The 12,258-nt window shown below is 75.0% G+C and carries 9 protein-coding genes; 4 read left to right on the forward strand and 5 right to left on the reverse strand.

The annotated features are described in order from the left end of the window. Positions 1 to 100: 100 nt before the first annotated feature. The 4 genes from ACRYMY_RS10005 to ACRYMY_RS10020 all read right to left on the reverse strand — a co-directional run bounded on the left by ACRYMY_RS10005 (position 101) and on the right by ACRYMY_RS10020 (position 4,416). Entirely contained in the window at positions 101 to 910 is an 810-nt protein-coding gene (locus ACRYMY_RS10005; protein ID WP_432547110.1) for a YceI family protein, read from the reverse strand. Continuing rightward, on the reverse strand, positions 907 to 3,321 hold the full coding sequence (locus ACRYMY_RS10010) for an MFS transporter (RefSeq protein WP_459115333.1): 2,415 nt from the start codon (positions 3,319 to 3,321) through the stop codon (positions 907 to 909). Before ACRYMY_RS10010 ends, ACRYMY_RS10005 begins: the two co-directional genes overlap by 4 nt. Positions 3,322 to 3,392: 71 nt before the next feature. After that, the gene (locus ACRYMY_RS10015; protein ID WP_432547112.1) at positions 3,393 to 3,863 is read right to left on the reverse strand and encodes a MarR family winged helix-turn-helix transcriptional regulator; all 471 of its coding nucleotides are present in this window, start codon (positions 3,861 to 3,863) and stop codon (positions 3,393 to 3,395) included. Between the two features lie 121 nt (positions 3,864 to 3,984). Further along, positions 3,985 to 4,416, reverse strand: a complete 432-nt coding sequence (locus ACRYMY_RS10020) for a MarR family winged helix-turn-helix transcriptional regulator (protein ID WP_432547113.1) — start codon at positions 4,414 to 4,416, stop codon at positions 3,985 to 3,987. Between the two features lie 120 nt (positions 4,417 to 4,536). Between ACRYMY_RS10020 and ACRYMY_RS10025 the strand changes: the two genes are divergently transcribed. Beyond that, complete coding sequence (locus tag ACRYMY_RS10025) at positions 4,537 to 5,124, forward strand: PadR family transcriptional regulator (RefSeq protein WP_432547114.1); 588 nt, start codon at positions 4,537 to 4,539, stop codon at positions 5,122 to 5,124. Beyond that, a complete protein-coding gene (locus ACRYMY_RS10030) occupies positions 5,124 to 6,206 on the forward strand; it encodes an inositol-3-phosphate synthase (protein WP_432547115.1) in 1,083 nt (360 codons plus the stop codon). The genes ACRYMY_RS10025 and ACRYMY_RS10030 overlap by 1 nt, the downstream gene beginning before the upstream one ends. A 471-nt stretch (positions 6,207 to 6,677) precedes the next feature. Here the strand turns inward: ACRYMY_RS10030 and valS are convergent, their stop codons facing one another. Beyond that, positions 6,678 to 9,341 carry a valine--tRNA ligase gene (gene valS, locus ACRYMY_RS10035; protein WP_432547116.1) on the reverse strand — a complete coding sequence of 888 codons (2,664 nt, stop codon included), beginning with the start codon at positions 9,339 to 9,341 and terminating at the stop codon, positions 6,678 to 6,680. 166 nt (positions 9,342 to 9,507) lie between these two features. Here valS and ACRYMY_RS10040 point away from each other — a divergent pair, with 166 nt between their 5' ends. After that, positions 9,508 to 11,043, forward strand: a complete 1,536-nt coding sequence (locus ACRYMY_RS10040; protein WP_432547117.1) for a long-chain-fatty-acid--CoA ligase — start codon at positions 9,508 to 9,510, stop codon at positions 11,041 to 11,043. Continuing rightward, positions 11,040 to 12,209 (forward strand): acyl-CoA dehydrogenase family protein, encoded by a 1,170-nt coding sequence (locus tag ACRYMY_RS10045; RefSeq protein ID WP_432547118.1) that lies wholly within the window; start codon positions 11,040 to 11,042, stop codon positions 12,207 to 12,209. Before ACRYMY_RS10040 ends, ACRYMY_RS10045 begins: the two co-directional genes overlap by 4 nt. The last annotated feature ends 49 nt before the right edge of the window (positions 12,210 to 12,258 follow it).

A 12,258-nucleotide genomic window follows, 5' to 3' on the forward strand; every position in this document is an offset into this window, starting at 1 on the left:
CGAACCCCCCGCAAACGAGGCGCGCAGCCCCACCCCACCCGGCCCCGCCCGGGGACCGGGTTCCGGGGGCGGGCCCTCGTCACGTGCGGGGGACGTCGCGTCAGGCCCGCAGCACGGCCTCGACGTCGACGGTGACCTTCAGGGTGGTGCCGAGGACCGCCACGCCGACGCCGACGGCCTGGTTCCAGTTCATCCGGAAGTCCTCGCGCCGCAGCTCGGTGGTCGCGGTGAACGCCGCGCGGGTGCCGCCCCACGGGTCCGGGCCGCTGCCGGCGTAGGTGAACGCCAGCTCCACCGGCCGCGTCACGTCCAGCAGGGTCAGCCGCCCGGGCAGCGTCCAGCTGTCCGCGGTGCGCCGCGGGCCGGCGCCCTCGAAGCGCAGGTGCGGGTGGCGGGCGACGTCCAGGAAGTCGGCCGAGCGCAGGTGCTCGTCGCGCTGGGCGTTGCCCGTGGCGATCGAGGCCGCGGCGATCTCGACCTCCACGCTCGCCGCCGCCGGGTCCCGCGGGACGGTGATGACACCGGTGAAGTCGTCGAAGCGTCCGTTGACCGCCGCGAACCCCAGGTGCTGGGCGCGCGCGGCGATCGTGGAGTGGGCGGTGTCGACGTCCCAGACGCCGGGCGGCGGCACGTCCCCGCCGCCGGTGCGCGCGAGCACGAGGTCCCCCAGCCGCCAGGTCCCGCCGGTGGGGGCGGTGACGGCGCTGGCGCGCGGCTCGTGCGCGGGAGCGGCCACCAGCAGGGTGGCCGCCCCGGCCGGCACGTCCGTCAGGCGGAAGGTGCCGTCGCCGCCGGTGGCGGTGCGGGCGGCCTGGCGCCCGTCGGGGCCCAGGAGGGTGACGGCCGCGCCCGCGACCGGCCAGCCCTCCCGGGTCCGCACCCGCCCGGTGCCGGTGGTGGTGCCGGTCACCGCTGCCCCGGCAGGGCGCCCTCGCGCACGTCGACCGGGCCGGTCCCGAGCTGGACTCGGACCGCGGACACGGCGTCCTCCTCCACGTCCACGCCGGTGGCCACGGGGGCGTAGCCGGCGGCGGTGAGCGTGTAGTGGCCGCCCGCGAGGTCCTCGAAGGCGTACTCGCCGTCCTCGCCGGTGGTGGTGGAGGCGACCACCTGCCCCTCGGCGTCGACGAGGGTGACGGTGGCCTCCTTCAGGCGCCGGCCGTCGCTGGCGGCGACGACGGCACCGGTCAGGCGCCCGCCGCCGGTCAGCAGCAGGTCGCAGGCCAGCGCCCCGGAGTCGGGCACGTCGACGCCGCGGGCCAGCGGGCGGTGCTCCTCGCTGCGGGCGGTGAGGACGTAGCTGCCGCCGCGCAGCTGGTCGAAGGCGTAGCCGCCCCCGCCGTCGGTGCGGGTGGCGCCCACGACCTCACCGGTCACGTCGGTCAGCGTCACGAGGGCACCGGGGACGCCGGTGTGGGCGTCGGTGCGGGTGTCGTGGCCCAGGACGCGGCCGGTGATGGCCGAGCGGCCGGCCAGCACGACCTCGCGGGCGGCGGGCCGGTCGCCGACGGCGACGAGCTGCGCGGAGGGTGCCACGTGGTCGGCCGCGACGATGAGCAGGTAGGTGCCGCCCGTGGGCACCGGCAGGCGGTAGGTGCCGTCCCCGTCGCTGGTGGTGCGCGCCACCTGGCGCCCGGACTGGTCGGCCAGGGTGACGACCGCCCCGGCCAGGGGACGGCTGTCGTGGTGGGTGACGGTGCCGTGCACGTGCAGGCCGGTGCCGCCGTCGCCGGTGGTGTCCTCCCGCTCCGCGCGCTCAGCGGGGGACGCCGACCACTCCTGCGCCTGCTGCGGCTCCTGCGCCGCCTCGCCGCCGGTCGCGGCGGCACCGGGCTGCGCGGGCCCGCGCAGGGCGACCTCCTTGAAGAACAGCGAGACGACGAGGGCGAGCAGGGCGAAGGGCGCGGCGACGAGGAAGATGTCGGCGACGCCGGAGCCGTAGGCGGCCTGCACGAGGCCGCGGGCCGGCTCGGGGATGGTGGCCAGGTCGGGGATGCCGCGGGTGCTGCCGCCGAGGGCGGCCGGGTCGACGCCGGCGGCCGTGAAGCCGCTGACGAGGTGGTCCTCGACGCGGTGGGCGAGGACGGCGCCCAGGGCCGAGACGCCGATGGCGCCGCCCAGGGTGCGGGCGAAGGCCACGAAGGAGCTGGCGGCGCCCAGGTCGCGCGGTTCGATGACGTTCTGCACGGCCAGGACGAGGTTCTGCATCATCATGCCGACGCCGGTGCCGATGAGGAACATCCACGGCGCCAGCACCCAGTACCGGGTGTCGTGCTCCACGGTGCCCATGAGGCCGAGGCCCGCGGTGAGCAGGACGCCGCCGGTGACGATCCAGCCCTTCCAGCGCCCGGTGCGGGTGATGACCTGCCCGGCGATCGTGGAGGACAGGAACAGCCCGACGATCATCGGCAGGGTGAGGAGGCCGGACATCGTCGGCGTCTCGCCGCGCGCCAGCTGGAAGTACTGGCTGAGGAAGATCGTGCCGCCGAACATGGCCACGCCGACGAAGAGGCTCGCCAGCGCCGAGAGCACGACGGTGGGGTTGCGGAAGAAGCGCACCGGGATGATCGGGTCGGCCACGCGGCTCTCGACGAGCACGGCCACCGCCAGGAGGACGACGCCGCCGGCGACCATCGCGGCGGTCTGCCAGGAGGCCCAGTCGAACTGGTGCCCGGCCAGCGAGACCCAGATGAGCAGGGACGACACGCCGGCGGCGATGAGCAGGGCGCCCGCGTAGTCGATGTGGACCTCGCGGCGCACGACGGGCAGGTCGAGGGTCTTCTGCAGCACGACGAAGGCGGCGACCGCGAAGGGGACGCCGACGTAGAAGCACCAGTGCCAGGACAGGTGCTCGGTGACGACCCCGCCGATGAGCGGGCCGCCGACGGTGGCCAGGGCGAACGTGGCGCCCAGGTAGCCGGAGTACCGCCCGCGCTCGCGGGGGGAGACCATCGAGGCGAGGATGACCTGGGCCAGGGCGGTCAGGCCGCCGGCGCCGAGGCCCTGGAACACGCGCATCGTGATGAGCATCGCCATGCTCTGGCTGAGCCCGGCGATGGCGGAGGCCACGACGAAGATCACCAGGGCGACCTGGACGAGCAGCTTCTTGGAGAAGAGGTCGGACAGCTTGCCCCAGACCGGGGTGGAGATCGTCGTGGCCAGCAGGGCCGCGGTGACGACCCAGGTGTAGCCGGACTCGGTGCCGTCGAGGTCGCTGACGATGCGGGGCAGGGCGTTGGAGACGACGGTCGAGCTGAGGATCGCCACGAACATGCCGAGCAGGAGGCCGGAGAGCGCCTCCAGCACCTGGCGGTGGGTCATGACGACCCCGGACGGTCCTGCCGTGGCGGGTGCTGCCGTCGCGGGCGCTGCGGACGGGGGTGCGGTGCGGCTCATGCGGTCCTCTGCTGCGTGCGGGTGGTGGGTCGGTGCTCGGCGGTGGCGTCCGGGGTGCCCACCGGGCGCCCGAGGCGCCCGAGCAGGCCGGTGAGGCGGTCGAGGTCGTCGTCGTCCCAGTCGTCGAGGTGGTCGACGAGGCGGCCGACGAGGCGGCGCCGCTGCTCGCGCAGCTCGGCGAGGCCGGCGGCGCTGGTGGACAGCCGGTGCGAGCGGCCGTCCTCGGGGTCGGGCACGGCCTCCAGCAGTCCCAGGCGGCGCAGGTGGGCGACCTTGCGGCTGACCGTGGACAGGTCGAGGCCGAGGTGGTCGGCGAGCTCGGAGACGCGGGGGCTGCCGAGCTCGTGGACGGCGGCCAGCGCGCTCAGCGCGGCCGCGGCGCCGGGGGGCCCGGCCAGGGCCCGGCGGGTGCGGAGCACTCCGGGGAGCACGTCGACGAGCGCCGAGCAGGCGTGCGGTGTGGCCACGGGCACCTCGGGGGTCGAAATCAGTGCGATGAGGCAACTATATGACCAGTGGTTGCCGCATGCAACTTCATGGCCGGAGGTGGCCGTCTCCGGCGCCGCCCGGGCGCCGGGGCGGGAGGGGTCAGATGATGCTGGCGTTGAAGCGCGCCAGCAGGTCCGCCAGCTGCGCCATCTCCGCGTCGTCCCAGGACGCCAACCGGTCGTGCAGGCGCTGGCGGCGGGCCTGGCGGGCCGCGTGCACCTGCTCCAGGCCCGTGGGGGACAGCGTCAGCAGGACCGCGCGGCCGTCGTCGGGGTCCGCCGCCCGCTCGAGGAAGCCCAGCCGCTCCAGCAGCTGCACCTGCCGGCTCAGCGTCGGCTTGCCGATGCCGAAGAAGGCGGCCAGGTCCGACGGGCGCGCCGAGCCGACGTCGTCCAGGCGCACCAGCAGGCTGTAGGCCTCCGGTTCCAGCTCCGGGTGCACCGAGCGGGCGGTCTCGCGGGAGATCGCGCGCGACCGGCGCAGCAGGACGGCGAGCTCGCGCTCGAGGTTCTCGGCGGGACCCGTGACCATGCAGGGACCGTACAGGCCCCGTCGGGCCGCCACGCGCGCCTGGAGCTTGCCGACCGGTGTGATCCCGTCTACGTTCTCGTCGATGCATCGATCCGATGCATCTGTCGAGGAGGTCTCCTGGTGGTCAAGCGGCGGACGGACGCCCTGCAGCTGGCGGTGCTCGCCCTGCTGGCCGACGGCCCGTTGCACGGCTACGAGGTGCGCCGGCGCCTGGACGTGCGCCTCGGCGCCTTCCGGGCGCTGTCCTACGGCACGCTCTACCCCTGTCTGCGCCGCCTGCAGGCCGACGGGTGCATCACCGAGACGCGCAGCGCCCCGGCCACCGGCCGCCGGCCCCGCGTCGTCTACGAGGTCACCGCCGCGGGCCGCGAGCGCCTGCGCCGGCTGCTCGAGGACGCCGGACCGGACGCGTGGGAGGACGACGCCTTCGGCGTCCGCTTCGCGCTGTTCACCCGCGTCGCCCCCCGCACGCGCCTGCGCCTGCTGGAGGGCCGCCGGGCCCGGCTGCTCGAGCGGCTGGACCACCTGTCCCGCACCATCGACCGCACGCAGGCGCAGCTCGACGCCTACGCGCTCGAGGCGCAGCGGCACGGTCTGGACACCGTGCGCCGCGAGGTCGCCTGGCTCGACCGCCTCATCAGCGCCGAAGCCACCGCACCGGCGGCCCCCGCGCCGCCACCCGCCACCTCTCGTGAGGAGACCCCCTGATGGCAGGACCCATCCGCGTCGCGATCGTCGGCGTCGGCAACTGCGCCGCCTCGCTCGTGCAGGGCGTGCACTACTACCGCGACGCCGACGAGACGGCCACCGTGCCGGGCCTCATGCACGTGCGCTTCGGCGACTACCACGTGCGCGACCTGGAGTTCGTGGCCGCCTTCGACGTCGACGAGAAGAAGGTGGGCACCGACCTGGCCGACGCGATCGGCGCCAGCGAGAACAACACCATCACCATCGCCGAGGTCCCCGAGACCGGCGTGACGGTGCAGCGCGGTCCGACCCTGGACGGCCTGGGCCGCTACTACCGCGAGACCATCACCGAGTCCCCGGCCGAGCCGGTCGACGTCGTCGCCGCGCTGCGCGAGGCGCGCGCCGACGTGCTCGTCTGCTACCTGCCGGTCGGTTCCGAGGACGCCGCGATGCACTACGCGCAGTGCGCGATCGACGCGGGCGTCGCCTTCGTCAACGCCCTGCCCGTGTTCATCGCCGGCACCCCGGAGTGGGCGGCGAAGTTCACGGAGGCCGGCGTCCCGATCGTCGGCGACGACATCAAGTCCCAGGTCGGCGCGACCATCACGCACCGCGTGCTGGCCAAGCTGCTGGAGGACCGCGGCATCAAGCTGGACCGCACGTACCAGCTGAACGTCGGCGGCAACATGGACTTCAAGAACATGCTGGAGCGCGACCGGCTGGAGTCCAAGAAGATCTCCAAGACGCAGGCCGTCACGAGCAACGTGCAGGCCGAGTTCGGCACGCGCAACGTCCACATCGGGCCCAGCGACTACGTCCAGTGGCTCGACGACCGCAAGTGGGCGTACGTGCGCCTGGAGGGCCGCGCGTTCGGCGACGTCCCCCTGAACCTGGAGTACAAGCTCGAGGTGTGGGACTCCCCGAACTCCGCGGGCGTCATCATCGACGCGGTGCGCGCGGCGAAGATCGCCCTCGACCGGGGGATCGGCGGCCCGCTGACCAGCCCGTCGGCGTACTTCATGAAGTCCCCGCCGGTGCAGATGCCCGACGACGAGGGCCGCGCGGCGGTCGAGGCGTTCATCCGCGGCGACGTGGAGCGCTGACCTCGCGCTGATTCGACGGAGCCCTGCGGTGCGTGCGCCGCGGGGCTCCGTCGCGTCGGTGGTGGGCGCTGTCGCCGGGAGCCGGGGCGTCCTGGCCGCCGGGCTCTCCGCCCGCGCCGGAGCTGGTGGGTTCCTCCTGGCCGTGGACGGGCGCGGGCTCCGGACGCCCGGCGTCCACGACGCCCCGTCACCCTCTGACCTCCAGGCTCGCCGCTGCCGGCCGAGGACCTGAGACGGTCTGGAAGCAGCGGGGGTAGGTCCTGGGACGAGGAGGGCGGTGGCGGGTGCGCAGGCCGGCGTCCGGAGCCCGCCCGGCCCGCCGGGTCCGGGCGCGCGCCCGGTGGCGGGCGGAGAGCCGGCCGGAGCACCCGCCACCGACCGGCCCACCCGGAACCGCCCGGCGGCGGGCGGAGAGCCGGCCGGAGCACCCGCCACCGACCGGCCCCCCGCGCACCGGAGCGCCGCGCGACCTCAGACCTGTTCGGCGATCTCCGCCCGAGCGGCGAGCGCCGCGGCGTGCTCGCCCTCGACGGCCGGCGCCTCCTGCCAGGTGATCGAGGCGGCGCGGCCGGCGGCCTGCACGTCCGCCTCGGCGAGCCGGGCGGCGTCCAGGACGCCCGCCGGGCCGGTGATCGTGGCGGCGGTCAGGGGCGTCTTCTGGGACACCTTCGCCTCGCTCTTGACCTTGCGCAGCGCGGTGAGGGCCTGCCCGGCCGCGTCGAGGACGCCCAGGGTCGCCGCGTCGGGCGCGCCGAGCTCGTCGACGGTGGGCCAGGGAGCCGTGTGCACCGAGCCGTCCTGCCACCAGGACCACACCTCCTCCGCCGCGTACGGCAGGAAGGGGGCCAGCAGACGCAGCAGGGTGCGCAGCGCGATGGCCGCGGTGGCGCGCGCGGAGGCGGCGGCCTCCTCGCCGCGGGCGCCGTAGGCGCGGTCCTTGACGAGCTCCACCCAGTCGTCGCAGAAGCCCCAGAAGAAGCGCTCGGTGACGTCGAGGGCCGTGGCGTGGTCGTAGTCCTCGAAGCGCTCGGTGGCCGTGCGCACCACCTCGGCGAGGCCGGCGAGGACGCTGCGGTCCAGCGGCTCGGTGACGGCGGCGGGGTCGGCCGAGGCCAGCCCGCGCTCGACGCCGAGGCCGAGGACGAACTTGGAGGCGTTGAGCGTCTTCATCGCCAGCCGGCGCCCGATCTTCATCTGGCCGGTGTCGAAGGTGGCGTCGGTGCCCAGGCGCGAGCGGGCCGCCCAGTAGCGCACGGCGTCCGAGCCGTACTCCTCCAGCAGCGCCAGCGGGGTGACGACGTTGCCCTTGGACTTGGACATCTTCTTGCGGTCGGGGTCGAGGATCCAGCCCGACAGGGCCGCGCGGCGCCAGGGCAGCGCGCCGTGCTCCAGGTGGGAGCGCACGACGGTGGAGAACAGCCAGGTGCGGATGATGTCCTGCCCCTGCGGGCGCAGGTCCATCGGGAAGACCCGCGCGAACAGGTCCTCGTCGCGCTCCCAGCCGCCGGCGATCTGCGGGGTCAGCGAGGAGGTGGCCCAGGTGTCCATGACGTCGGGGTCGGCGGTGAACCCGCCGGGCGCGCCGCGCTGGGACTCCTCGTAGCCGGGGGCGGGCTCGGAGGCCGGGTCGACGGGCAGCGCCGACTCCTCGGGCAGGACGGGCGCGTCGTAGCGGGGCTGCCCGTCGGCGTCCAGGGGGTACCAGACGGGGAAGGGCACGCCGAAGAACCGCTGCCGGGAGATGAGCCAGTCGCCGTTGAGGCCGCCGACCCAGTGGTCGTAGCGGTGCCGCATGTGCTCGGGGTGCCAGTCCAGCTCGGCGCCGCGGGCGAGCAGCGCGTCGCGCAGGTCGCCGTCGCGGCCGCCGTTGCGCAGGTACCACTGGCGGGTGGTGACGATCTCGAGGGGCCGGTCGCCCTTCTCGTAGAACTTCACCGGGTGCACGATCTTCTTCGGCTCGCCGACCAGGGCACCGCTCTCGCGCAGCGCGGCGACGACCTTCTCCTGCGCGGTGTGGACGGTGGCGCCGCCGATCTCGGCCCACAGCTCCTCGCCGGGCCCGCCGGCGATCCACTCGGGGACCTCGCGGACCAGGCGGCCGTCCCAGCCGATGACGGCGCGGGTGGGCAGCTGCAGCTCGCGCCACCAGGTGACGTCGGTGGTGTCGCCGAAGGTGCAGATCATCGCGATGCCGGAACCCTTGTCGGGCTCGGCGAGGCGGTGGGCGACGACGGGCACCTCGACGCCGAACAGCGGCGAGCGCACGGTGGAGCCGAACAGCGGCTGGTAGCGCTCGTCGTCGGGGTGCGCCACGAGGGCGACGACGGCGGGGATGAGCACGGGGCGGGTGGTCTCGATGAAGACGGGTCCGCCGCCGCCGGTGCGCTCGAACGCGACGCGGTGGTAGGCGCCCTCGCGCTCGCGGTCCTCCAGCTCGGCCTGGGCGACGGCGGTGCGGAAGGTGGTGTCCCACAGGGTGGGCGCTTCGGCGGCGTAGGCCTCGCCGCGGGCGAGGTTGCGCAGGAACGCGCGCTGCGCGGTGGCGCGGGCGGCGGGGGAGATCGTGGAGTAGGTGTGCGACCAGTCCACGGACAGCCCGAGGCGGCGCCACATGGCCTCGAAGGCCTGCTCGTCCTCGGCGGTCAGCCGCTCGCACAGCTCGACGAAGTTGCGGCGGGAGACCTGGACGAAGTCGCGGTCGCTCTTGGGCGCCTTCTCCGGCGGCGCGAAGGAGGGGTCGTACGGCAGCGAGGGGTCGCAGCGCACGCCGAAGTAGTTCTGCACGCGCCGCTCGGTGGGCAGGCCGTTGTCGTCCCAGCCCATCGGGTAGAAGACCGACTTGCCGCGCATGCGCTGGTAGCGGGCGACGACGTCGGTGTGGGTGTAGCTGAAGACGTGCCCGACGTGCAGCGACCCGGACACCGTGGGCGGCGGGGTGTCGACGGAGTAGACGTCCGCGCGCTCGCGCGTGCGGTCGAAGGCGTAGGTGCCGCGCTCCTGCCAGGCGGCGGCCCAGCGCTCCTCCAGCCCGTCAACCGTCGGGCGGTCCGGGACGACGACGCCGGGGGCGGTCGGCGGGGGACCGGACGGCGCGGGGGCCGTCGACGGGAGGGTCTGAGCAGGCGCGTCGGACATGGTCCCCATCATCGCAAGGCCGCCCGGCCGTCCACGACCAGCCGTCGCCCGGTGCTCCACGCCGCTGACCGCTGCTGACCGGTACCGGCCGGTACGCGGTACCGCTGGTGCCGGGAACGTGCCAGACTGGCCGCGCTGTAGCCGACGCCGCCTGCAGGGAGCCGCCATGAGCCCCACCCCGAGCCCCACCCCGGTCTCGCTCGCCCAGTTCGTGCCCCGGCACGCCGCCGAGCGCCCCGACGCCCCCGCCGTCCGCCTGGACGACGCCGTCCTGACGTGGGCCGCCTTCGACGACGCCACCGCCCGCGCGGCCGGCCTGCTGCGCGCCCACGGCGTCGAACCGGGCGACCGGGTGGCGGTCTCCCTGCCGAACGTCCCGCAGTTCTGCGTCCTGTACTACGGCGCCCTGCGCGCCGGGGCCGTCGTCGTCCCGCTCAACCCGCTGCTGCAGGCCCGCGAGGTCGCGCACTGCCTCGCCGACGCCGGCGTGCGCCTGGCGCTGGTCTGGCACGCGACGGCCGACGCGGCGCACGCCGGAGCGGTCGGCGTCGACACCCGCGTCCTCGTCGTGGACCCCGGCGAGGACCTGCTCGCCGGTGCCGAGCCGCTGCCCGACGTCCACCTGCCCGACCCGGAGGACACGGCGGTCGTCCTCTACACCTCGGGGACCACGGGGGCGCCCAAGGGCGCGGAGCTGAGCCACCGCAACCTGCTCACCAACGCCGTCACCAGCCAGGAGACCCTGATCCGGCTGCAGCCCGGCGAGACGGTCCTCGGCGCGCTGCCCCTCTTCCACGCCTTCGGGCAGACGTGCGCGCTCAACACCGCCGTCGTCGCCGGCGCGGCGATCACCCTGCTGCCGCGCTTCGACCCGGCCGCCGCCCTCGCCGCGATCGCGCGCGACCGCGTCCGCTGCTTCGCCGGCGTGCCCACCATGTACGGGGCGCTGCTGCACCACCCCGGCGCCGAGCGGGCCGACGTCTCCTCGCTGCGGCTGTGCGTCTCCGGCGGCGCCTCGCTGCCCGTGGAGCTCCTGCACGCCTTCGAGGCGCACTTCGGCGCTCCCGTGCTGGAGGGCTACGGGCTGTCGGAGACCTCGCCCGTGGCCTCCTGCAACCACCCCGACGCCGAGCGCCGGGCCGGGTCCATCGGCACCCCGGTGCGCGGCTGCGAGATGGACCTGCGCGCTCCCGACGGCTCGCCCGCCGCGCCCGGGGAGGTCGGCGAGGTCGTCGTGCGCGGGGAGAACGTCATGAAGGGCTACTGGGGCGACCCCGCCGCCACCGCGCTCGTGGTCGACGCCGACGGCTGGTTCCGCACCGGCGACCTGGCCACCCGCGACGCCGACGGCTACTACCGGATCGTCGACCGCGCCAAGGACATGATCAACCGCGGCGGGATGAACGTCTACCCGCGCGAGGTCGAGGAGGTCCTCTACGAGCACCCCGCCGTCGCCGAGGCCGCGGTCGTCGCGGTCCCCGACGAGCGGCTGGGCGAGGAGGTCGGCGCCGCCGTCGTCCTCAAGCCCGGGGCCGGCGCCACCCCGCAGGAGCTGCAGGCGCACGTGAAGGCCGTCCTGGCGGCCTACAAGTACCCCCGGCACGTCTGGTTGCAGGAGTCCCTGCCCAAGGGCGCCACCGGGAAGGTCCTCAAGCGCGAGATCCGCGCCCCGCGACCGAGCACGACGGGAGAGCACGCGTGAGCACACCCACCGGCGTCGACTACTTCGACCTGGCCGCCGACCTGACCGAGGAGGAGCGGCGCGTCTGGGCCTCGGTCCGCGCGTTCGTCGACGAGCGCCTCGTGCCCGTCGCCGGCGGGTACTGGGAGCGGGCGGAGATGCCTCTGGACCTGCTGAAGGAGTACGCCTCCCTCGAGCTCGTGGGCGACGGTTTGGAGGGGCCGGGGATCCCGCGGCTGAGCCACACCGCCGCCGGGCTGGTGACGATGGAGCTGTCCCGCGGCGACGGCAGCTTCGCCACCCTCCTCGGCGTCCAGGCCGGGCTGGCGATGCGCTCCATCGCCTTCCTCGGCTCCGAGGAGCAGAAGCGGCGCTGGCTGCCGGCGATGGCCCGCCTGGAGGTCCTCGGGGCCTTCGCGCTCACCGAACCCGACCACGGCTCGGACGCCGTCGCGCTGGCCACCACCGCCCGCCGCGACGGCGACGAGTACGTCCTGGACGGCGCCAAGCGCTGGATCGGCCTGGGCACCGCCTGCGACGTGTGCGTGGTGTGGGCGCGCGGGGAGGACGGGCAGGTGCAGGGGTTCCTCGTCGAGCGGGGGACCCCCGGGTACGAGGCCAGCGTCATCGAGGGCAAGGCGTCGCTGCGAGCCATCCACAACGCCGACATCCGCCTGGAGGGGGTGCGCGTGCCGGCCGAGAACAAGCTGCCCGGCGCGCGCAGCTTCCGCGACACCGGCCTGGTGCTGTCGGCCACGCGCGCCGGCATCGCCTGGGGCGCGCTCGGGCACGCCACCGCCGCCTACGAGGTGGCGCTGGCGTACTCGCTGGAGCGCACCCAGTTCGGCAAGCCGCTGGCCTCCTTCCAGCTCGTGCAGGACAAGCTGGTGACGATGCTGGCGGAGGTCACCGCGATGCAGCTGTACTGCGTGCGCACCTCGCGGCTGGCCGAGCAGGGCCGGTTGACGGACACGCAGGCGTCGCTGGCGAAGGTGAACGCCACCCGCAAGGCCCGCACCGTCACCGCCGTGGCGCGGGACCTGCTGGGCGGCAACGGGATCCTGCTGGAGCACCGGGTGGCGCGGCACATGGCCGACGTGGAGGCGCTGCACACCTACGAGGGCACCGAGTCGATCCAGACCCTCATCGTCGGCCGGCACCTGACGGGGATCGGTGCCTTCACCTGAGCCGCCCGCCGGCGGGGCACCGGCCGGGTCCGCGGGGAACGCTGGCCCG

The sequence above is a fragment of the Kineococcus haloalkalitolerans genome (assembly GCF_050871905.1).
In the GTDB taxonomy this organism is placed as follows: Bacteria; Actinomycetota; Actinomycetes; order Actinomycetales; family Kineococcaceae; genus Kineococcus.

What these genes read in the sequence shown, in the direction of transcription:
- ACRYMY_RS10010 (WP_459115333.1), bottom strand. Translation starts at nt 3,321, where the DNA reads ATGACCCACCGCCAGGTGCTGGAGGCGCTCTCCGGCCTCCTGCTCGGC.
- ACRYMY_RS10020 (WP_432547113.1), bottom strand. Translation starts at nt 4,416, where the DNA reads ATGGTCACGGGTCCCGCCGAGAACCTCGAGCGCGAGCTCGCCGTCCTG.
- ACRYMY_RS10030 (WP_432547115.1), top strand. Translation starts at nt 5,124, where the DNA reads ATGGCAGGACCCATCCGCGTCGCGATCGTCGGCGTCGGCAACTGCGCC.
- valS (WP_432547116.1), bottom strand. Translation starts at nt 9,341, where the DNA reads ATGTCCGACGCGCCTGCTCAGACCCTCCCGTCGACGGCCCCCGCGCCG.
- ACRYMY_RS10040 (WP_432547117.1), top strand. Translation starts at nt 9,508, where the DNA reads ATGAGCCCCACCCCGAGCCCCACCCCGGTCTCGCTCGCCCAGTTCGTG.